Below are 20946 nucleotides of genomic sequence, written 5' to 3'. Positions count from 1 at the left end.
CGGCGCCTGCGCGAGGATCGACGTCGACCGCAGAGCCAGCGTCGGCCGGAGAGCCGGCGCCGACCGAAGAAGAAGGTGAGCCCTGGGTGGCCGCATCAACCCCCGTCCGGAAGGCCCGGCGCTCGCTGAGCTGGCTCGGCGTCCTGATCCTCGCGCTCGTCGGCCTCAACGCCGCCGCCGTCGCCTTCGGCGGCGGCTCCTGGACGCCGAAGCTCGCGCTCGACCTCGAGGGCGGCACCCAGATCGTGCTCCAGCCCCAGCTCTCGGACGGCCAGACCGTCTCGTCCGAGCAGCTGACGCAGGCCGTCTCGATCATCCGCCAGCGGATCGACGCCGCGGGCGTCTCCGAGTCCGAGATCACGACCCAGGGCTCGAGCAACATCGTCGTCTCGATCCCGGGCACGCCGGACGACGCGACGCTGCAGCGCATCGAGGCCTCGGCGAAGCTCGACTTCCGCCCGGTGCTCGTCGCCAGCCAGGCGACCAACAGCTCGGTCGGCGGCGATTCGACCGCGTCGCCCACGCCGACCCCGGTCGACCCCTCCCTCGCCACCGAGCCGACGGCCGCTCCGACCAGCGCGAGCGACCTCGCCTACATCACGCCGGCGCTCGAGGCGCAGTACACCTCCTTCGACTGCGCGTTCCTGAACGACCAGGACCCGAACCTCGCGCCGGCCGATCAGCCCCTGATCACCTGCGACGACAACGACACGGCGAAGTACATCCTCGGACCGGTCGAGATCACCGGTGAGGACATCTCCGACGCCTCGAACGGCCTGATGACGACGTCCTCCGGCGCCAGCACCGGCACCTGGGCGGTCAACCTCTCCTTCGACGACCAGGGCACCCAGGCCTTCGGCGACGTCACCTCGCGCCTCATCGGCCTGCAGGGGGCGCAGAACCAGTTCGCGATCGTCCTCGACGGCCGCGTCATCTCGGCGCCGTCCACCAACGCGGCGATCACCGACGGCAACGCGCAGATCTCCGGCTCCTTCACCCAGGAGTCGTCCAAGACCCTCGCCGACCAGCTGAAGTACGGCGCCCTGCCGATCGGCTTCCAGGTGCAGAGCTCGGACAGCATCTCCGCGACGCTCGGCTCCACCCAACTCGCCAGCGGCCTGCTCGCGGGCCTGATCGGCCTCATCCTCGTCGTCGTCTACTCGATCGCGCAGTACCGCGTGCTCGGCGCGGTGACCATCGCGTCGCTGATGGTGGCGGCGATCGTCACCTACCTCGTCGTGACGCTGCTCTCCTGGCGGGAGGGACTCCGCCTCTCGCTCGCGGGCGTCGCGGGTCTGATCGTGGCCATCGGCATCACGGCCGACTCGTTCATCGTCTACTTCGAGCGGATCCGCGACGAGCTGCGCGACGGCCGCGGACTCGAGTCCTCCGTCGAGGCCGGCTGGCGGCGCGCGCTGCGCACGATCTTCGCCTCCGACATGGTGAACCTGCTCGCCGCCGTCGTGCTCTTCGCCCTCGCGGTCGGCAGCGTCCGCGGCTTCGCGCTCACGCTCGGCATCACGACGCTGATCGACCTCGTGGTGGTGATCCTCTTCACCCACCCGATGCTGCAGCTGCTCGCGACGACCAAGTTCTTCTCCGAGGGGCACAAGGCCTCCGGGCTGGATCCGCGCGCACTCGGCGCGGTCTACCGCGGCCGAGCGGCGTTCCGCCCGCAGGACGCCGTGCTCGCCGGCAAGGGCGCCTCGGGCAAGGGCTCCTCCGCCGCCCGCGAGGCCGCCCGCCGCCAGACCATCGCCGAGCGCAAGGCCGCCGAGGCGGCCGCCGCGCGCAGTTCCTCGAACGACTCGAACGGGAAGGACGCGTGATGGCCAGCTTCTCGCAGTTCGGAAACGACCTCTACACCGGCAAGCGCTCGGTCGACTTCGTCGGCCGCCGGCGCACCTGGTACCTCATCTCGATCGCGATCATCCTGCTCACCGTGCTCGGCACGGCGGCGCGCGATGGCTTCAACTTCAGCATCGAGTTCACCGGCGGCTCCGAGTTCACGGTCACCGCGCCGGAGAACCTGGACCAGACCGCGGCGACGGACGCCGTCACCTCGGTCTCGCCCGACGCGGTCCCGCGCGTCTCGATCGTCGGCGACGACTCGATCCGGGTGCAGACCAGCCAGCTGTCGACCGACGAGTCGACCCAGGTCCGCAACGCCCTGTCGGAGGCCTACTCCGTCCCGACGGAGCAGGTCGCGTCGTCCTTCATCGGCGCCGCCTGGGGCTCGGACGTCACGCAGCAGGCGGTCCGCGGCCTGATCATCTTCGTGATCCTGGCCGCCCTGGCGATGTGGGCGTACTTCCGGACCTGGAAGATGTCCCTCGCCGCGATCGTCGCGCTCCTGCACGACCTCGTGATCGTGGCCGGCGTCTACGGCATCACCGGGACGGAGGTCTCGCCGGCGGCGGTCATCGGCCTGCTGACGATCCTCGGCTACTCGCTCTACGACACCGTCGTGGTCTTCGACAAGATCCGCGAGAACACCGCGGAGGCGCTCGGCAGCACCACGAAGACCTTCTCCGAGACGGTCAACCTCGCCGAGAACCAGACGCTGGTGCGCTCGATCAACACCTCGATCGTCGCCGCCCTGCCGGTGGCCGCGATCCTCGTGATCGGCGCCTTCGTCCTCGGTGCCGGCACGCTGCGCGACATCTCGCTCGCGCTGCTGATCGGCATCATCGTCGGCACGTACTCGACGATCTTCGTCGCGGCCCCGCTCTACGCGCAGCTGCGCAGCGGCGAGGCCGAGATCGGCAAGCACGACAAGCGGGTCGTCTCGGCACGCGAGCGCGCCGCGACCCCCGTCGTGCAGGGCTGATCGTGGCCGACTACGCACAGGTCACCGCCGCGGACGCGATCGGCCTCGTCGAGCGCGACGAGGTCTGGCTGCTCGACGTGCGCGAGCCGCACGAGTGGGCGCTCGGGCACGCCGCAGCGGCGCACCACATCCCGATGGGCAGCATCGGCGAGCGGCAGGACGAGCTCCCTCGGGACGCGGCGATCCTCGTCGTCTGCCACTCCGGCGTCCGCTCGGCCATGGTCGTCCAGGCGCTCGACGGCGCCGGCTACGAGACGGCGAACATCGAGGCCGGGATGACCGCCTGGGCGGCCGCAGGCGGCGACGTCGTCGACGACGAGGGACGCCCGGGCCGGATCGACTGACCGCGGGCCTGTCCGCTCCCGGCGGACCGGTCACGCGGCGCCCGCGCGACGGGCGATAATGAGGCGATGGAGATCTCCGCGTGAGCGACACCACGACCACGTCCTCGACCGCCGCCCTGCGCCGGCTGGTCCCGCGGATCTTCTCGCGCGCGCAGCCCTCCGGGGCGGTCGACACGCTCGTCCGGACGGTGCGGACGCACCACCCCAAGAGCGACATCGCGCTGATCGAGCGGGCCTACTCGGTCGCCGAGCGCGCGCACGCGAATCAGAAGCGCCGCAGCGGCGAGCCGTACATCACGCATCCGCTGGCCGTCGCGCAGATCCTCGCCGACCTCGGCATCGGCTCGAAGACCATCGCCGCCGCGCTGCTGCACGACACCGTCGAGGACACCGACTACAAGCTCGACGAGCTCCGAGCCGACTTCGGCGACGAGGTCGCGATGCTGGTGGACGGCGTCACCAAGCTCGACAAGGTCAAGTACGGCGACAGCGCGCAGGCCGAGACCGTCCGCAAGATGATCGTGGCGATGTCGAAGGACATCCGCGTTCTGATCATCAAGCTGGCCGACCGCCTGCACAACGCGCGCACCTGGGGCTTCGTCCCCGCCGAGTCCGCGGCCCGCAAGGCGACCGAGACCCTCGAGATCTACGCGCCGCTGGCGAACCGCCTCGGCATCCAGGCGATCAAGTGGGAGCTCGAGGACCTGTCCTTCGCGGTGCTCTATCCGAAGATCTACAACGAGATCGAGAGCCTCGTGAAGGTGCGGACCCCGCAGCGCGAGGAGTTCGTCCAGAGCATCATCGACCTCATCGGCGAGGACCTGCGGGCGGGCAAGATCCGCGGCCGCGTCGTCGGCCGGCCGAAGCAGTACTACTCGATCTACCAGAAGATGGTGGTCCGCGGCCGCGACTTCGACGAGATCTACGACCTGGTCGGCATCCGCGTGCTGGTCAACTCGGTGCGCGACTGCTACGCCGTGCTCGGCTCGATCCACGCGCGCTGGAGCCCGATGCCCGGGCGCTTCAAGGACTACATCGCCACGCCCAAGTTCAACCTGTACCAGTCGCTGCACACCACGGTGATCGGGCCGAAGGGCCGCGCAGTCGAGATCCAGATCCGCACCAACGAGATGCACCAGCACGCCGAGTTCGGCATCGCGGCGCACTGGAAGTACAAGGAGCAGATGGCGACGGGCAAGGTCGCCTCCGGTTCGAACGACACCGACCTCGCCTGGCTCGCGCACCTCTCCGACTGGCAGTCCGAGACGACCGACCCGAACGAGTTCCTCGACTCCCTCCGCTTCGAGATCGGTGCGAAGGAGGTCTACGTCTTTACGCCCAAGGGCCGCGTCATCGGCCTGCCGACGGGCGCGACACCGGTCGACTTCGCCTACGCCGTGCACACCGAGGTCGGCCACCGCACCATGGGCGCCAAGGTCAACGGGCGCCTCGTGCCGCTCGAGTCCTCGCTGACCACGGGCGACGTGGTCGAGGTCTTCACCTCGAAGAACCCCGACTCCGGCCCCAGCCAGGACTGGCTGAACTTCGTGCAGAGCCCGCGGGCCCGCAACAAGATCCGCCAGTGGTTCACCAAGGAGCGCCGCGACGAGGCGATCGAGCAGGGCAAGGACTCCATCGCGCGGGCCATGCGCAAGCAGAACCTGCCGCTGCAGAAGCTGATGAGCCAGGACACCTTCACCGAGGTGGCCAGCCAGCTCCGCTACAACGACGTCGAGGCGCTCTACGCCGCGGTCGGCGAGGGGCACGTCTCCACCCAGTCGGTGCTGGAGAAGGTCGTCGCGACCATCCAGGGCGACCCGGAGTCGGACGAGCACGAGGTCACCCTCCCGCGCTCCCCGCGTCCGCGCAGCCGCAGCAGCGAGTCCGGGGTCCTGGTCAAGGGCGCACCGGACATCCTGGTCAAGCTGGCGAAGTGCTGCACCCCGGTGCCGGGCGATCAGATCGTCGGCTTCGTCACCCGCGGCGCCGGCGTCTCGGTGCACCAGGCCAACTGCCACAACGTGCAGGAGCTGCTCAAGGAGCCGGAGCGGATCGTCGACGTCGAGTGGGCGCCGTCCTCGAAGAGCATCTTCCTGGTGCAGATCCAGGTCGAGGCGCTCGACCGGTCCGGCCTGCTCAGCGACGTGACGCGCGTGCTCTCCGAGCACCACGTGAACATCCTGTCGGCCACGGTCTCCACCTCCAGCGACCGGCTGGCGATCAGCCGGTTCGTGTTCGAGATGGGCGACACCACGCACCTCGACCGGGTGCTCAACGCCGTCCGCAGGATCGACGCGGTCTACGACGTCTACCGGGTGAACGCGGGCTGACCGCCCGGCGAGGCCGGCGCAGGACCTGGTCAGCGCAGGGCAGAGGCTCAGAGCCGGGTCAGCCGAGGGCCGTGGTCAGGCGGAGCAGGGCGATCCGGCGGCTCGAGACCGGAGGACCGCTGTCCAGCCGCTCGAGCACCCGCTCGAGCGAGACACCGGTGACGGCCGCCAGGCTGCGCAGGAGATCGTCGTCGCAGGTGCTGCGGGTGCGCGCCAGATCGATCAGGGTGCGCTCGGGGGTCGTGACGGAGCAGCCGCCGAGGAGCACGACGTCCTCGTCGGTGAGCCGCACCTCGTGGAAGCGCACCCGCGCGAGCATCGGCGGGTGCAAGCGGTTCCGTCGGTCGATGGAGGCGCTGTGCACCGCGGGAGCGGCGGGCATCGTGCCGTGCACCCAGGCCGCCGACAGCCGGTCCGCCACCGCCTTCGCCGGGACGACCGCCCGCAGCGCCGCGCCGCGCTCGGCCGGACCGACCGGCAGATCGGCGAGGAGGAAGCCCTCGTCGAGCGCGACGACCTCGCCGTCGAGACGGGCGGCGCACAGCTCGGCGAGCGGCAGCTGCCCCGGGAGCAGCACGGAGGGGAGGAGGCGCGTCATCCGCCCATGCTGACCGAGCCGCCGTCCCCGCGGGACACCCGGGACACATCTGTGGACGGAGCCGCCGGAACCAGCGCCGTGCGGTTCCCGCCGGCGACAGGCGGGTCTCGAGACGCCGCCTCCGGCGGCTACTCGACCAGCATGCAGGTCCGAGCCACTCGGGGTCCGGCCCCGTGAATCCGGGGCCCCCCTCATGCTGATCGAGTAGCCCGCGCAGCGGGCGTATCGAGATCCACGTCGTCCGAGGGGTGGGTCTCGATACGCCGCCTGCGGCGCCTACTCGACCAGCGTGCATGCCGGCCGGGATCAGCCCAGGGCGTCCAGCCACACCTTGCGGGCGTCGAGGGCCTCCTGCGCCTGGGCGATGGCGGCGCGGTCACCGCGGGCCTTTGCCTCGTCGAGCTCGTCCTGCAGCTTCTGGATCGCGGCGGTCAGCTGCGAGGCGAGGCCCTCCGAGCGCGCCTTGCGCTCGGGATTGCTGCGGTTCCAGTGCTCCTCGTCGAGCTTGCGCACGTGCGCCTCGACCTTGCGGAGGCGGTCCTCGACGGTGCGCACCTGCTCGCGCGGCACGCGGCCGACGGCGTCCCAGCGCTCCTGCACGGAGAGCAGCACGCGCTTGGCCTTCTCGCGGTTCTGCTCCTGCAGGAGCGGCTCCGCCTCCTCGAGGAGGGCGAGCTTGAGGTCGAGGTTCTCGGTGTACTCGACGCTCTCCTGCGCGACGACCTCGGCCTTCGCGCCGTAGATCGCGTCGCCGGCGGCCTTGAAGCGCGCCCAGAGGGCGTCGTCGAACCGCTTGCCCGCGCGACCGGCCACCCGCCAGCGCTCGAGGAGGGCCCGGTACTCCGGGATCGCCTCGGCACCGCGCGAGACCAGGGCGTCGGCCTGATCGATCAGCGACTGCTTGGCCTGCTTGGCCTCGCGGTGCGCCGAGTCGAGGTCGGCGAAGAACGCCTTGCGGTTCTGCTCGATGGTCGTGCGCGCCCCGCGGAAGCGGCGCCACAGCTCGTTGGCGTCGTTCTTGGGGAGGCGCGGACCCTGCTGCTGGTGGCTCTGCCAGCGGGCGAAGAGGTCGTCGATCGCGGCGCTGGCCTGCTTCCACTGCGTCTTCGCCGGGTCGACGGCGGCCAGCGCCTCGGCCTCGGCGACGATCGCCTCGCGGTGCGCGATCGCGTCGCTGAGGGCGGCCTTCGTCTCGGCGGCCTGCTGCTCGGTCAGATCCTCGACGGAACCGCTGAGCGCGCTGACGCGGGCCTGCAGGGCGTCGAGGTCGCCGACGGCGTGCGCCTGCGAGATGGCCGCGGTGAGCGTCTGCACTCCGCGCGACACGTCGTTCGCCGGAGCGCCGCGCTTGGCCCGCTGCTCGAGCAGGGAGACCTGGCCGGCGAGCTCGGTGTACTTGCGCTCGTAGTAGGCGAGGGCCTCCTCGGGAGTCGCGTCGGGGTACTGGCCCACCTCGCGCTCCTCGTCGCCGACGCGGACGTAGACCGTGCCGTCGTCGGCCACGCGGCCCCACGGCTGCCGGGCGCCCGCCTGCGGGCGGGGAGCCGTCGGGACGACGGGAGGCGCCACGTCCTCGGGAGTCGTCGCCTCGTCGGAGCTCGCTGCCTCGTCGGAGAGCGCCGTCTCGTCGGAGGTCGCCGTCTCGTCCGAGGCCGGGGCCTCCTCGGGGGCCGCCACCTCGTCGGGCGTCGCCGTCTCGGATCCGGACGTCGCCGCCTCGGGGGAGTCCTCTCCCGTCTCGGGAGCGTCCGTCTCGGCCGGGGCGTCGGCGCCCTCGGGGGCGCCGGTGCTCTCGGGAGCGTCCGTCGTCTCGGAGGACGCGCTGTCGTCGGGTGACACGGTGCCGGGGGTGGACACGGTGTCGATGTCGCCGTCTGGAGTCAGCATCGGGTGCCGCCTTTCGCTGTCGTCCCGCCCCTCGGCCTCGGTGCTCGACAGCCGGAGGCCGACGACCGCGCTCAGCCGCGAACGGGCAGTGACGACAAGCCTATTGCACTCCCCGCGCCCCCGTTCGTCCGCGGTCCCGCGGGTCGTGCGCGCCGCTCGCCGGCGGCGCGCACGAGGGCTACTGCAGCGTGATGCCGCCGATCGTGACCGGCTCGGCGGGAGCGCCGTCGCCGGAGCCGTCCGCCGTGCCCTTCGCGACCACGTCGGCGATCAGCGCATCGAGACCCGAGGTGACCTGCCCGACCACCGTGTAGCCGCCCGCCGCGTCCTCGGGGAGCTGGGTGTCCCGGTAGACGACGAAGAACTGGCTGCCCTGGCTGTAGCCGTTGCCGCCCTGGCGAGCCATCGCGATCGTGCCGGCCGGGTAGACGCCGTCCGCGGGCGCGTTCTCGACGGGTCCGTAGCTGTAGCCGGGGCCGCCGGTGCCGTCGCCGTTCGGGTCGCCGCACTGCAGGACGTAGAGGCCCTCGGTCGTGAGCCGGTGGCAGGAGACGCCGTCGTAGAAGCCCGACTGCGACAGGGAGAGGAAGGAGGAGACGGCCTGCGGGGCGGCGGCGCCGGCCAGGGTGATCCCCAGCTCGTCGCTGTTGATCGACATCGTGCCGGTCCAGTCGCGGCCCTCGGCGATGTCGGCGAAGGGGACGTCCCCGGTGTTCTGGCCGGTCGCCTCGGGGGTCGGCGTGGGGGTCGCGCTCTCGGAGGAGGTCGGCTCGGCGACCGGGGTGCCCGGGCCGCCGGAGAAGTAGAGGAGCTGCGCGACGACCGCGAGGGCGATCACGACGACGCCCGCGACGGCCGCGATCACGTTGTCGCGGACCCGGCGCTTGGCGCGCGTGCGGTGCAGGGTCTGCCGCGCCTGGTAGGCCCTCAGTCGGGTGCGCGCCTCGCGATCGTTCGTCCTGCCCTGAGCCACGTGTTCCTCCGCCGTCGTGCGTCGCGCCTGCGTCCGGCGCGGCCCCGCGCGAGCGCGGAGCGCGTCGAGCCTACGAGAATCGCCGCGCCCTTGCCGGACGCCGCGGCGCCGGGTGCCGGGTGGGCGCCGGGGTCGACTGTCGGAGGCCCTCGTTACGCTGGTGCGATGACCATGCAGCAGGCCGGACTCCGCTCCGGGGCGACGCCGCTCGCCGTGCGCATGCGTCCCCGCAGCCTCGAGGAGGTCGCGGGGCAGCGGCACTTGCTGACGCCCGGTTCGCCGCTGGTGGCCCTCGCGGCCGACACCACGGGTGAGCGCGGAGCCGTCTCCGTCATCCTCTGGGGCCCGCCGGGCACCGGCAAGACGACGCTCGCCCAGGCCGTCGCGCACTCCAGCGGCCGGCGCTTCGTCGAGCTCTCCGCCGTCACGGCCGGCGTGAAGGACGTCCGCCAGGTGATGGAGGAGGCGCTCTCCACCCGCGACCTCTACGGCACGTCGACCGTCCTCTTCCTCGACGAGATCCACCGCTTCACCAAGGCGCAGCAGGACGCGCTGCTGCCCGGCGTCGAGAACGGCTGGGTGATCCTCATCGCGGCGACGACCGAGAACCCGTCCTTCTCGGTGATCGCCCCGCTGCTCTCGCGCTCCCTGCTGCTCACGCTGAACACCCTCGACGACGAGGACCTCGGGCTGCTCGTCGACCGGGCCCTGCACGACGAGCGCGGACTCCGCGACTCGGTGCGGCTCGACGACGAGGCCCGCGCGAGCATCGTCCGGCTGGCCTCCGGGGACGCCCGACGTGCGCTCACGGCGCTCGAGGCCGCCGCCACCTCCGCGAGGTCGGAGGCGCGCGAGGCGGATCGCGTCGCGCGGGCGACCGCGGTGGAGGGGGACGACGAGGACGACGACGAGGAGGAGCCCGCCGAGCCCGCCGAGCCCGCCGAGGCGGAGGAGCCCGAGCTCCCGCTGATCACGGTGGAGGTGGTCGCCCGCGCCGTCGACCGCGCGCTGCTGCGCTACGACCGCAACGGCGACGAGCACTACGACGTCATCAGCGCGTTCATCAAGTCGATCCGCGGCTCGGACGTCGACGCGGCGCTGCACTACCTGGCCCGGATGATCGAGGCGGGGGAGGACCCGCGCTTCATCGCCCGCCGGATCATCGTCTCGGCCTCCGAGGACATCGGGATGGCCGACCCGCAGGCGCTCGTCGTCGCGATCGCCGCGGCCGACGCCGTCCAGTTCATCGGCATGCCGGAGGGGCGCATCCCGCTCGCGCAGGCCGTCGTCCACCTGGCCACCGCGCCCAAGTCGAACGCCTCCTACACGGCCATCGACAGGGCGATCGCCGATGTCCGCGCGGGCAAGGCCGGCCGGGTGCCGCCGCACCTGCGCGACGCGCACTATCCGGGCGCCAAGCGGCTCGGCCACGGCAAGGGCTACCGCTACCCGCACGACGCCGAGCTCGGCGTCCTCGAGCAGCAGTACCTGCCGGACGAGCTCCGCGGCGCGCGCTACTACGCGCCGACCGAGCACGGCAACGAGCGCGACGTGTCGGCCCGGCTGGCGAAGCTGCTCCGGATCATCCGAGGCCGCGGCTGACGGTCCGGGACGGCGGACCCGGAACCGCGCGTGACGCGGGCTCCCGCGCCTGGTAGTCTTGCGAGGTTGCCCACCGCTCTGTAGCCGAGCGGAGCAGCGCATCCCTCTGAATCGCGCAGTCCGCCACCGCGGTCACCCTGCCTCCCGCACCCGCGGGGGGACACGACCTCGGCGCCCGCCCTCCTCCCGGAGCCGGCGGACGAGGACTGCGACCGAACCTCTCAGACCCTGGAAGGACCACAGTGTCGACCACCTCACGTACCCGTTCGAAGACGCGCCTCTCGCGCGCCCTCGGCATCCCCCTGACCCCGAAGGCCGCCCGCTACCTCGAGAAGCGTCCCTACGCTCCCGGTGAGCACGGCCGCTCGAAGCGCAAGGCCGACTCCGACTACGCCGTCCGCCTGCGGGAGAAGCAGCGTCTGCGAGCCCAGTACGGCATCCGCGAGAAGCAGCTGCGCATCGCCTTCCAGGAGGCGCGCCGTACCCAGGGCCTGACCGGTGAGAACCTGGTCGAGCTCCTCGAGATGCGCCTCGACGCCCTCGTCCTGCGCTCGGGCTTCGCCCGCACCACCGCGCAGGCCCGCCAGTTCGTCACCCACCGCCACATCATGGTGGACGGCCAGACGGTCGACCGTCCCTCCTTCCGCGTGAAGCCGGGCCAGGTCATCCACGTCAAGACCCGCTCCGAGGGCACCGAGCCCTTCCAGGTCGCGGCCGCCGGCGGACACGTCGACGTCCTCCCCAAGACCCCGGGCTACCTCGAGGTCGAGATCGACAAGCTCCAGGCGACGCTGCTGCGCCGCCCGAAGCGCGCCGAGGTCCCCGTGACCTGCGAAGTCCAGCTCGTCGTCGAGTACTACGCGGCCCGCTAGTCAGCGCACCCCCGTTGGAAAGGCCCCGGCTCCTGCCGGGGCCTTTCCTCGTTTCCGGGCTCCGGCGAGCGACCGGCGGTCCGGAGTCGTGTCCTTCCGGCTCGTGATCCGTGCTCCGGCTCGCCGGATACGCCCGTTCCGGCGTGCCGGAGCTGATTCCCCGTGCCGGAGGTCAGCCGAACTCGGGTTCGGCTCGCGATCCGAGCTCGGGCTCGCGGGATCCGCGTGTTCCGGCGTGCCGGGGGTGGTTCCGCGTGCCGGAGGTGCGGCTGAGGCCGGGGGAGCCGGGGCCGCCGTGCGCCGTCGGTAGGCTGGGGTGCCGCATCCGGCGGCGCCGAAACGGAGGTCATCGTGTCCGGTGGAGACATCGCAGGGCTCATCGCCGCGGGGGTGTTCGCGATCCTGGTCGCGGTCGCCGCGATCCCGCTCTGGAAGCTCGGTCGGGTCTTCGACAGCACGAGCGAGGCCATCAAGCAGGCCAGCGACGGCCTGACCCCGATCCTCGACGAATCGGCGTCGACGCTGCGCGAGGCGAACCAGCAGCTGGCTCGCGTCGACACCATCACGAAGGACGTGGCCGAGGTCACCGGCAACGTCAACGCGCTCGTCGCCCTGACCGCCGCGACGATCGGCGGACCGCTGATCAAGCTCGCCGGCTTCACCGCCGGAGTCCGCGCCGTCCTCGTCGCCGGCCGCACCGCCGACAAGGCGGGTGCCGCGGTCGGACGCGGCGCCGCGCGCCGCTCTCGGCGCACCCGCAGGTCGTCCTCCAGGTAGCCCCCTGCCCGCGCCCTACAATCGAGGGGGTCGCCGCGCCCTCGGGCCGGCTGCCGTGAGCAGGAAACGCTGTGGGAGGAATCGCTGTGAAGAACATCGTGCTGATCGTCATCGGGATCGGTCTCGGATTCGCGGTCGCGCACGAGGTCGCGCGCACCGAGGCGGGCGCCCGCCTCTTCGAGGACATCAACCGCACGGCGAAGGAGCTCGGCGACGCCGTCTCCGAGGGCTACCACCAGCGCGAGGCCGAGCTCAAGGCCGCGATCGGCGAGGGCTGACTCCCTGCCCGTCCCGGCGCACCCGACAGACCCGCACGACCCGCTGGAACCGCACCACCCGACAGACATCCGCGTCGACCCGGTCGACCGAAACGTAACGGAACCCATGCAGACCGCAGACATCCGCAACCGCTGGCTCGACTTCTTCGGAAGCCGCGGGCACACCGTGGTCCCCTCCGCCTCCCTCGTCAGCGACGACCCGAGCCTCCTTTTCACCGTCGCAGGCATGGTGCCCTTCGTGCCCTACCTCACCGGGGTCGTCCCCGCGCCGTTCGACCGCGCGACGAGCGTGCAGAAGTGCATCCGCACGAACGACATCGAGGAGGTCGGCAAGACCCCTCGCCACGGCACGTTCTTCCAGATGAACGGCAACTTCTCCTTCGGCGACTACTTCAAGGAGGGGGCGATCGGCTACGCCTGGGAGCTCCTCACCGGCAGTGAGAGCGACGGCAACCTCGGCTTCGACGAGAAGGACCTCTGGGTCACCGTCTACAAGGACGACGACGAGGCCATCGCGCTCTGGAAGAAGATCGCCGGCCTGCCCGACGAGCGGATCCAGCGCCTCGACAAGGACACGAACTACTGGTCCACCGGCCAGCCCGGCCCCGCCGGGCCCTGCTCCGAGATCTTCTTCGACCGCGGGCCCGCCTACGGCATCGACGGCGGCCCGGCCACCGACGACGACCGCTACGTCGAGATCTGGAACCTCGTCTTCATGCAGTACCTGCGCGGGCAGGGCACGAGCAAGGTCGACTTCGACATCCTCGGCGAGCTGCCGAGCAAGAACATCGACACCGGCATGGGTCTCGAGCGCGTCGCGTTCCTCAAGCAGGGCGTCGAGAACATGTACGAGATCGACCAGGTGCGCCCGGTGCTGGACCGCGCCGCCGAGTTCTCGGGCCGCCGCTACGGCGCCGTGCACGAGGACGACGTGCGGATGCGCGTCATCGCCGACCACGTCCGCTCCTCGCTGATGCTGCTCTCCGACGGCGTGACGCCGTCCAACGAGGGCCGCGGCTACATCCTGCGCCGCCTGATGCGCCGCACCGTGCGGGCGATGCGCCTGCTCGGAGTCGACACCGCGACGTTCCCCGAGCTGTTCACCGCCTCGCGCGACGCGATGGCCTCGGCCTACCCCGAGGTCTCCACCGAGTTCGAGCGCCTCTCGACCAGCGCGTACGGCGAGGAGGAGGCGTTCCTGCGCACGCTCGCGGCCGGCACCGAGATCCTCGACCTCGCGGTGCTGAAGACCAAGAAGGCGGAAGCGGCGACCCTGCCCGGCGACACCGCCTTCCTCCTGCACGACACGTTCGGCTTCCCGATCGACCTGACCCTCGAGATCGCCGAGGAGTCGGGCCTCAGCGTCGACCGCGAGGCGTTCGACTCGCTGATGACGGCGCAGCGCACCCGCGCGAAGGCCGACGCGAAGTCGAAGAAGAACGCCCTGGCCGACCTCTCGGTCTACGCCGACTTCCGTGCCAAGGGCGAGACGCTCTTCACGGGCTACGACGTCCTCGACACGGAGTCCCGGATCCTCGGCCTCATCGTCGGCGGCCACGCGGTCCAGAAGGCGGTCGTTGGCGACATCGCCGAGGTGATCCTCGAGGCGACCTCGCTCTACGCGGAGTCGGGCGGCCAGGAGGCCGACGCCGGCCGCATCATCGGCAACGGCTTCGACCTCGAGGTCCTCGACGTGCAGAAGCCGGTCAAGGGCCTGATCAGCCACAAGGTCCAGGTCGCCAGCGGCGAGGTCGGGGTCGGCGACGCCGCCACCTCCGTCGTCGACCGCGACTGGCGCCGCGGCGCGCGCCAGGCGCACTCCGGCACCCACCTCATCCACGCGGCGCTCCGCCAGGTCCTCGGCCCGCAGGCGCACCAGTCCGGCTCGTTCAACAAGGCCGGCTACCTGCGCCTCGACTTCTCCTGGAACCAGGCGCTCTCGCTCGAGACCCGCAGCGAGATCGAGGACATCGCCAACGGCGCGATCCGCGACAACCTCGAGGTCGTCACCCGCGAGCTCCCGCTCGACGAGGCCAAGGCGCTCGGCGCGATGGCGCTCTTCGGCGAGAAGTACGGCGAGGTCGTCCGCGTCGTCGACATCGGCGGCCCCTGGTCGCGCGAGCTGTGCGCCGGGACCCACGTCGGCACCTCCGCGGAGATCGGGCTGATCAGCCTGATCAGCGAGTCCTCGGTCGGCTCGACCAACCGCCGCGTCGAGTCGCTCGTCGGCCGCGAGGCGCTGAGCGAGCTCGTCGCCGAGCGCGCCCTGGTCAGCACCATCTCGACCTCGCTCAAGACCCCGCGCGAGCAGCTGCCCGACCGGATCGCCGAGCTCGTCGCGAGCCTCAAGGCCGCCGAGAAGCGGATCGCGACCTTCGAGGCCCGCGCCCTCGCCGAGCGGGTCCCCGCGATCGCCGCCACGAAGCGCTCGATCAACGGCGTGACGATCGTCGCCGAGAACGTCGGCACGGCCGGCTCCGGCGACGAGCTGCGCTCGCTCGTCATCTCGGTGCGCGAGCGCCTCGGCCAGGACGCGGCGGTCGTCGCCCTCGCGGCCGACGTCGCCGGCAAGCCCGCCGTGATCGTGGCGACCACCCCCGCCGCCCGCGAGCTCGGCCGGAAGGCGGGCGTGCTCGCCCGTCGCGCGGCCGGTGTCCTCGGCGGCGGCGGAGGCGGCAAGGACGACCTCGCCCAGGGCGGCGGCTCGGACGTGTCCGCCATCGGCGCGGCGCTCGACGCCGTCGTCGAGGAGGCGACGCGCTAGATGGAGAGGTTCGGCGTCCGGCTCGGCATCGATGTGGGCCGCTCCCGCATTGGTGTCGCGCGCTGCGACGCCGACGGCCTCCTCGCCGTGCCGGTGGAGACCGTCGCGCGCGTCGCGGAGGCACCGGACGGCGCCGACGTCGCCCGGATCGCGGCCCTCGCCGCCGAGTTCGGCGCGTCGGCGATCGTCGTCGGCCTCCCGTTGTCGCTGTCGGGCGCCGAGACGGCCTCGACGGACGACGCCCGCGCCTTCGCGGCGCGCCTCGCCTCCGCCGTCCCGACCGCCCCGGTGCGGCTCGTGGACGAGCGGCTCTCGACGGTGAGCGCCCAGAGCGCGCTGCACCGCTCGGGACGCAGCACCCGCGGCTCCCGCGCCGTGATCGACCAGGTCGCCGCCGTGGTGATCCTGCAGCACGCCATCGATTCCGAGCGCTCGTCCGGTACCCCCGCCGGATCCGCGCTCGAACCGAACGAAGGACGACCCAGCCGTGACCGACGTCCCCCCGAGCCGCCGCGCCGCCCGCGCCGCGGAGGCCGATCAGCAGAGTCAGCTCCCGCACGACCCGGAGCAGCACCCCGCTTCTGAGACGGAGCCGACGGCGCCCGACTCGATCGACCACCTGTTCGCCGGCCCCGAGGTCGGCGCCCCGCGCGACCGCGGAGAAGCCGTCGCCGCCGCGCACCCCGACGCCGCCCCCTCCACCCGCCGCCGCCGCGCGAAGCGCGAGAACAGGCCCCGACGCAGCCGTCGCGGGCTGATCGGCGGGCTCCTCGCCTTCGGCGTCTTCGTGGCCCTGGTCGCGATCGCGGTGACGATCTTCGTCGAGCCCGTCCGCGCGCTGTTCGCGGAGCCGGAGCCGACCGACTTCACCGGCACCGGCACCAGCGAGGTGGTCTTCACCATCCACCAGGGCGACGGCGGCAGCACCATCGCCGAGAACCTCGTCGCGGACGGCGTCATCAAGTCCTACACGCCGTTCTACGAGCTGCTCCTCGCGGAGAATCCCGAGCCCGTCTTCCAGCCCGGTGCCTACTCGCTGAAGGCGGAGATGAGCGCGAAGGCGGCGCTGTCGGCGCTGCTCGACTCCGACTCGACCCGGCTCGCGAACACCTTCGTCATCCCGGAGGGCACCTCGCTCAAGGGCGCGCTGCCGCTGATCGCGGACGGCTCGGGCGTCGCCCTCGCCGACCTCGAGGCCGCGGCCGCGGACTGGGGCTCCTACGGGCTCCCCGCCGAGGCGACCAGCCTCGAGGGCTTCCTGTTCCCGGCGACCTACGACATCGACCCGGGCACCTCGGCGCACGACATCCTGCAGACGCTCGTGAACCGGATGTACCAGTCGCTCGACGCGGCGGGCGTGCCGGTCGAGAACCGCTACCGGACCGTCGTCTTCGCCTCGCTCGTCCAGCGCGAGGCCCGCGTTGCGGACGACTTCCCGAAGGTCGCGCGGGTGTTCCAGAACCGCCTCGACCAGGGCTGGCGCCTGCAGTCGGACGCGACCGTCGCCTACGGCACCGGTGCCACCGACCGGGTGACCACGACCGACGCGGAGCGCAACGACGCGAGCAACATCTACAACACCTACCAGCGCGACGGCCTGCCGCCCGCGCCGATCTCGAACCCCGGCGACGTCGCCATCCAGGCGGTGCTGCAGCCCGCGGACGGCACCTGGCTCTACTTCGTCACGGTGAACCTCGAGACCGGCGAGACGGTGTACTCGACCACCGATGCGGAGCACAACGCCGCGGTGGCGCAGTGGCAGGCGTGGATGCGGGACCACCCGGAGTACCAGTGACCGCGGAGCCGGCGCCGGGCGGGCGCCGGCTGGCGGTGCTCGGCTCGCCGATCGCGCACTCGCGCTCGCCCGAGCTGCACGCGGCGGCCTACCGGGTGCTCGGGCTCGACTGGAGCTACACCGCGGTCGAGGCGACCGAGGCGTCGCTCGCGGCGCTCGTCGGTGATCCGGTCGCGCAGTGGCACGGCCTGTCGCTGACGATGCCGCTCAAGCACGTGGTGCGGCCGCTGCTCGACGAGGAGGACCTGGTCGCGCGGGCGACCGGTGCCGTCAACACCCTGCTGATCGACCGCTCCGCCGGCGCACCCCGCCTGCGCGGCTTCAACACCGACGTGGCCGGGATCGTCCGGGCGCTCGGCGAGGCGGGCGTGCACTCGGCCGAGCGCGTCGAGATCCTCGGGGGAGGGGCGACCGCCGCCTCCGCCCTCGCCGCGGCGGCCGAGCTGGGCGCGGCGCGGGTCACCGTCACACTCCGCTCGCCGGAGAAGGCCGCGCCGCTGGCCGCGATCGCCGAGGCGGTCGGCGTCGCCCTCGACGTCCGCCCGTTCTCGGAGTGGGACGGCACGGACGCGGCGCCGCTGCTCGTCTCGACGCTGCCGGGCGGCGCCTCCGCCGAGCTGGCCGTGCCGGACGCGGTGGTCGCGGCCTCGACGCTCTTCGACGTGGCCTACTCGCCCTGGCCGAGTCCGCTGGCGCTGCGCTGGAGCGCGGCCGGCTCGCCCGTCGTCTCGGGGCTGGGGATGCTCCTGCACCAGGCGCTGCTGCAGGTGCGGGTGTTCGTCGCCGGCGATCCGGCCGTGCCGCTGCCCGGCGAGGACGCCGTGCTCGCGGCGATGCGCGCGACTCTCCCGGCGGACTCCGCCGCCTGACTCCGCGGGCCGCCGGGCGCGAGCGCGGTCGGGCGCGTGTGCGAGAATCGGAGGATGCTCCGTTGGCTCACGGCCGGGGAATCCCACGGCCCCGAACTCGTCGCCGTCCTCGAAGGACTGCCGGCGGGTGTCCCCGTCTCCCTCGACGACGTCCGCGCCGACCTCGCTCGGCGCAAGCTCGGCTACGGCCGCGGCGCCCGGATGAAGTTCGAGCAGGACGAGCTGAACGTCTCGTCCGGCATCCGCCACGGCGGCACGACGGGCGGCCCGATCGCGCTGCGCATCGGCAACACCGAGTGGGCGCGCTGGGTCGACGTGATGGCGGCCGAGCCGCGCGATCCCGAGACGCTGCCCAAGGGCCGCGGCGCCGCGCTCACCCGCCCGCGCCCGGGTCACGCCGACCTCGTCGGCATGCAGAAGTACGGCTTCGAGGAGTCGCGCAACGTCCTCGAGCGCGCCTCGGCCCGCGAGACGGCCGCTCGCGTCGCGCTCGGCGCCGTCGCCCGCCGCTTCCTCGGCGAGCTCGGCATCACCCTCGTCAGCCACACCCTCGCCATCGGCCCGGTCCGCGTGCCGGAGGGCTCGGCCCTGCCGACCCCCGCCGACGTCGACGCGCTGGACGCCGATCCGCTGCGCTGCCACGACGCGGCGACCAGCGCCCTGATGGTGGCCGAGGTCGACCGCGCGCACGACGACGGCGACACCCTCGGCGGCGTCGTCGAGGTCCTCGCCTACGACCTCCCGCCGGGACTCGGCTCCTACGTGCACTGGGACCGCCGTCTCGACGCGCAGCTGGCCGCCGCGCTGATGGGCATCCAGGCGATCAAGGGCGTCGAGGTCGGCGACGGCTTCCTGACCACCACCCGCCGCGGCTCCGAGGCGCACGACGAGCTCTTCGTCGCCGAGGGCGGCATCGGCCGCTCGAGCGATCGCGCCGGCGGCACCGAGGGCGGCATGAGCACGGGCACCGTCCTGCGGGTCCGGGCCGGCATGAAGCCGATCGCCACTGTCCCGCACGCGCTGCGCACGGTCGACGTCGCAACTGGCGAGGCCGCGGGCGCGCACCACCAGCGCTCGGACGTCTGCGCGGTGCCCGCCTCGGGCGTCGTCGCGGAGGCGATGGTCGCGCTGGTGCTCGCGAACGCCGTGCTGGAGAAGTTCGGCGGCGACAGCGTCACCGAGACCCGCCGCAATCTGCAGGGCTACCTCGACGCGATCCCGGAGGAGCTGCGCACCCTCGCCGCCAGCGATCCGGCGCTCGGTCTCGTCTGATGCCCGAGCACCTACCTGGGCGGGCCCGCTGATGGCGGGTCACGATACCGGCGCGGCCCGCGCCCGCGTCGTCCTGATCGGCCCGATGGGGGCCGGCAAGACGACCATCGGCAAGCGGGTCGCGAAGGCCCTCGCGGCCGAGTTCGTCGACTCCGACGCCGAGTTCGTGCGCCGGCATGGACCGATCGCCGCGTACTTCGACCTCCACGGCGAGGCCTCCTTCCGCGTGGAGGAGCGCCGCGTCGTCGAGCAGGCCGTCCGGCGTCCCGTGGTGCTGAGCCTGGGCGGGGGAGCGGTGCTCGACGAGGGCACGCGCGCCGACCTGGCCGGCGTCCCCGTTGTGCTGCTGACCACGACCGCCGAGGCCGTGCGCGACCGGCTCGGCTCCGGCCGCCCGCTGGTGCGCGGCGGCGTCGCGGACTGGACGCGCATCTTCGAGTCGCGACGCGCGGTCTACGAGTCGCTCGCCGACACCGTCGTCGACTCCTCGCGCCGCCCGATCACGACCCTGGCCGCCGAGGTGACCGCCTGGGTGCGCGAGCGCGAGGCGGCGTCCGGTGAGCCCGCCGCCGGCACCACCGAGTCCACCAGCTCCACCGGGTCCACCAGCACGACCGAATCCACCAGCACCACAGAACCGGCGGCCCCCACCGGCCGCCCGACCGGAAGAAGAGCATGAACGACGGCGCCACCGCCCTCACCGTCACCGGAGAGAACGGCTACGACATCACGGTCGGCCGCGGCCTCCTCGACGGCCTCGCCGACGCGATCGGCCCGCGAGCGGCCAAGGTGCTGATCGTGCACCCGCCGACCCTCGCGGTCCTGGCCGCTGAGATCCGGGAGAGCCTGCTCGACCGCTACGAGGTGCTGCTCGCCGAGGTGCCCGACGCCGAGGCCGCCAAGCGCGTCGAGGTCGCCGCCTTCTGCTGGCAGGTGATGGGTCAGTCCGACTTCACTCGGACCGACGCGGTCGTCGGCTTCGGCGGCGGTGCGATCACCGACCTGGCCGGCTTCGTCGCCGCGACCTGGCTCCGCGGGGTCGACCTCGTGCAGGTGCCGACCACGGTGCTCGGCATGGTCGACGCGGCCGTCGGCGGCAAGACCGGCATCAACACGGCCGAGGGCAAGAACCTCGTCGGCGCCTTCCACGCGCCCCGCGCCGTCGTCGCCGACCTCGACGTGCTGACGAGCCTGCCGCGCAACGAGATCCTGGCCGGCTTCGGCGAGATCGTGAAGTACGGCATGATCGCCGAGCCGCGCATCCTCGACATCATCGAGTCGGACGTGGACCTCGCGACCGACCCGACGTCGGAGGAGTTCCGCAGCCTGGTCGAGCTGTCGATCGGCATCAAGGCGCGCGTGGTGAGCGAGGACTTCACCGAGAAGGGCCTGCGCGAGATCCTGAACTACGGGCACACCCTCGGCCACGCGGTCGAGCACGCGGAGCGCTACCAGTGGCGGCACGGCGCGGCCGTCTCGGTCGGCATGATGTTCGCGGCGGAGCTGTCCCGGCTCACCGGCTCGCTCAGCGACGCCGTCGTCGATCGCCAGCGCAGCGTCCTCGAGTCGCTGACGCTGCCGACGAGCTACCCGCTCGGCCGGTGGGAGACGCTGCTCGCGGCGATGCAGCGCGACAAGAAGTCGCGCGCGGGCATGCTCCGCTTCGTGGTGCTCGACGACCTCGCGCGCCCGAGCATCCTGCAGGGACCGGAGACGTCGCTGCTGTTCGCGGCGTACCAGGAGATCGGCGCGTAG

The 20946-nt window shown here is 72.4% G+C and carries 17 protein-coding genes and 1 pseudogene; 15 read left to right on the top strand and 3 right to left on the bottom strand.

Annotation, left to right across the window (positions count from 1 at the left end; all coding sequences use genetic code 11):
* Positions 1-86: 86 nt before the first annotated feature.
* The 4 genes from secD to EDF43_RS08560 all read left to right on the top strand — a co-directional run bounded on the left by secD (position 87) and on the right by EDF43_RS08560 (position 5504).
* A complete protein-coding gene (gene secD / locus EDF43_RS08575; protein ID WP_132436286.1) occupies positions 87-1829 on the top strand; it encodes a protein translocase subunit SecD in 1743 nt (580 codons plus the stop codon).
* Positions 1829-2830 (top strand): protein translocase subunit SecF, encoded by a 1002-nt coding sequence (gene secF / locus EDF43_RS08570; protein WP_132436285.1) that lies wholly within the window; start codon positions 1829-1831, stop codon positions 2828-2830. Before secD ends, secF begins: the two co-directional genes overlap by 1 nt.
* 2 nt (positions 2831-2832) lie before the next feature.
* On the top strand, positions 2833-3174 hold the full coding sequence (locus EDF43_RS08565; RefSeq protein WP_132436284.1) for a rhodanese-like domain-containing protein: 342 nt from the start codon (positions 2833-2835) through the stop codon (positions 3172-3174).
* Positions 3175-3254: 80 nt separating this feature from the next.
* Complete coding sequence (locus EDF43_RS08560; RefSeq protein WP_123446201.1) at positions 3255-5504, top strand: bifunctional (p)ppGpp synthetase/guanosine-3',5'-bis(diphosphate) 3'-pyrophosphohydrolase; 2250 nt, start codon at positions 3255-3257, stop codon at positions 5502-5504.
* Between the two features lie 58 nt (positions 5505-5562).
* Here the strand turns inward: EDF43_RS08560 and EDF43_RS08555 are convergent, their stop codons facing one another.
* The 3 genes from EDF43_RS08555 to EDF43_RS08545 all read right to left on the bottom strand — a co-directional run bounded on the left by EDF43_RS08555 (position 5563) and on the right by EDF43_RS08545 (position 8962).
* A complete protein-coding gene (locus EDF43_RS08555) occupies positions 5563-6102 on the bottom strand; it encodes a type IV toxin-antitoxin system AbiEi family antitoxin (protein ID WP_165909055.1) in 540 nt (179 codons plus the stop codon).
* Between the two features lie 306 nt (positions 6103-6408).
* Entirely contained in the window at positions 6409-7989 is a 1581-nt protein-coding gene (locus tag EDF43_RS08550; RefSeq protein WP_132436282.1) for a DUF349 domain-containing protein, read from the bottom strand.
* A 178-nt stretch (positions 7990-8167) separates the two neighbouring features.
* Complete coding sequence (locus EDF43_RS08545; RefSeq protein ID WP_132436281.1) at positions 8168-8962, bottom strand: peptidylprolyl isomerase; 795 nt, start codon at positions 8960-8962, stop codon at positions 8168-8170.
* Positions 8963-9127: 165 nt separating this feature from the next.
* Here EDF43_RS08545 and EDF43_RS08540 point away from each other — a divergent pair, with 165 nt between their 5' ends.
* The 11 genes and pseudogenes from EDF43_RS08540 to aroB all read left to right on the top strand — a co-directional run bounded on the left by EDF43_RS08540 (position 9128) and on the right by aroB (position 20946).
* Entirely contained in the window at positions 9128-10564 is a 1437-nt protein-coding gene (locus EDF43_RS08540; protein ID WP_123735839.1) for a replication-associated recombination protein A, read from the top strand.
* Between the two features lie 242 nt (positions 10565-10806).
* Entirely contained in the window at positions 10807-11436 is a 630-nt protein-coding gene (gene rpsD, locus EDF43_RS08535) for a 30S ribosomal protein S4 (RefSeq protein WP_123446206.1), read from the top strand.
* A 351-nt stretch (positions 11437-11787) separates the two neighbouring features.
* Complete coding sequence (locus EDF43_RS08530) at positions 11788-12213, top strand: DUF948 domain-containing protein (RefSeq protein WP_123446207.1); 426 nt, start codon at positions 11788-11790, stop codon at positions 12211-12213.
* Positions 12214-12299: 86 nt separating this feature from the next.
* A complete protein-coding gene (locus EDF43_RS08525) occupies positions 12300-12491 on the top strand; it encodes a hypothetical protein (RefSeq protein WP_132436280.1) in 192 nt (63 codons plus the stop codon).
* A 106-nt stretch (positions 12492-12597) separates the two neighbouring features.
* Positions 12598-15255, top strand: coding sequence for an alanine--tRNA ligase (gene alaS, locus EDF43_RS08520; RefSeq protein ID WP_132436279.1), 2658 nt, complete (start codon positions 12598-12600; stop codon positions 15253-15255).
* Positions 15256-15717 (top strand): annotated as a pseudogene (gene ruvX / locus EDF43_RS08515) (Holliday junction resolvase RuvX); the annotation flags it as partial.
* Positions 15718-15742: 25 nt separating this feature from the next.
* A complete protein-coding gene (mltG, locus tag EDF43_RS08510; protein WP_166674095.1) occupies positions 15743-17050 on the top strand; it encodes an endolytic transglycosylase MltG in 1308 nt (435 codons plus the stop codon).
* Positions 17047-17919: a shikimate dehydrogenase gene (locus EDF43_RS08505; RefSeq protein WP_123704406.1), complete on the top strand. Its 873-nt coding sequence runs from the start codon at positions 17047-17049 to the stop codon at positions 17917-17919. Before mltG ends, EDF43_RS08505 begins: the two co-directional genes overlap by 4 nt.
* A 54-nt stretch (positions 17920-17973) precedes the next feature.
* The gene (aroC, locus tag EDF43_RS08500) at positions 17974-19191 is read left to right on the top strand and encodes a chorismate synthase (RefSeq protein WP_123446212.1); all 1218 of its coding nucleotides are present in this window, start codon (positions 17974-17976) and stop codon (positions 19189-19191) included.
* Positions 19192-19222: 31 nt separating this feature from the next.
* Positions 19223-19870 (top strand): shikimate kinase, encoded by a 648-nt coding sequence (locus EDF43_RS08495; protein ID WP_132436278.1) that lies wholly within the window; start codon positions 19223-19225, stop codon positions 19868-19870.
* Positions 19867-20946 carry a 3-dehydroquinate synthase gene (gene aroB, locus EDF43_RS08490; RefSeq protein WP_123446214.1) on the top strand — a complete coding sequence of 360 codons (1080 nt, stop codon included), beginning with the start codon at positions 19867-19869 and terminating at the stop codon, positions 20944-20946. The genes EDF43_RS08495 and aroB overlap by 4 nt, the downstream gene beginning before the upstream one ends.

The sequence above is a fragment of the Rathayibacter sp. PhB179 genome (genome assembly GCF_004345345.1).
Classification (GTDB): domain Bacteria; phylum Actinomycetota; class Actinomycetes; order Actinomycetales; family Microbacteriaceae; genus Rathayibacter; species Rathayibacter festucae.
The sequence above is the reverse complement of the archived record's forward strand: the minus strand, read 5'-3'. Positions and strand labels throughout refer to the sequence as shown.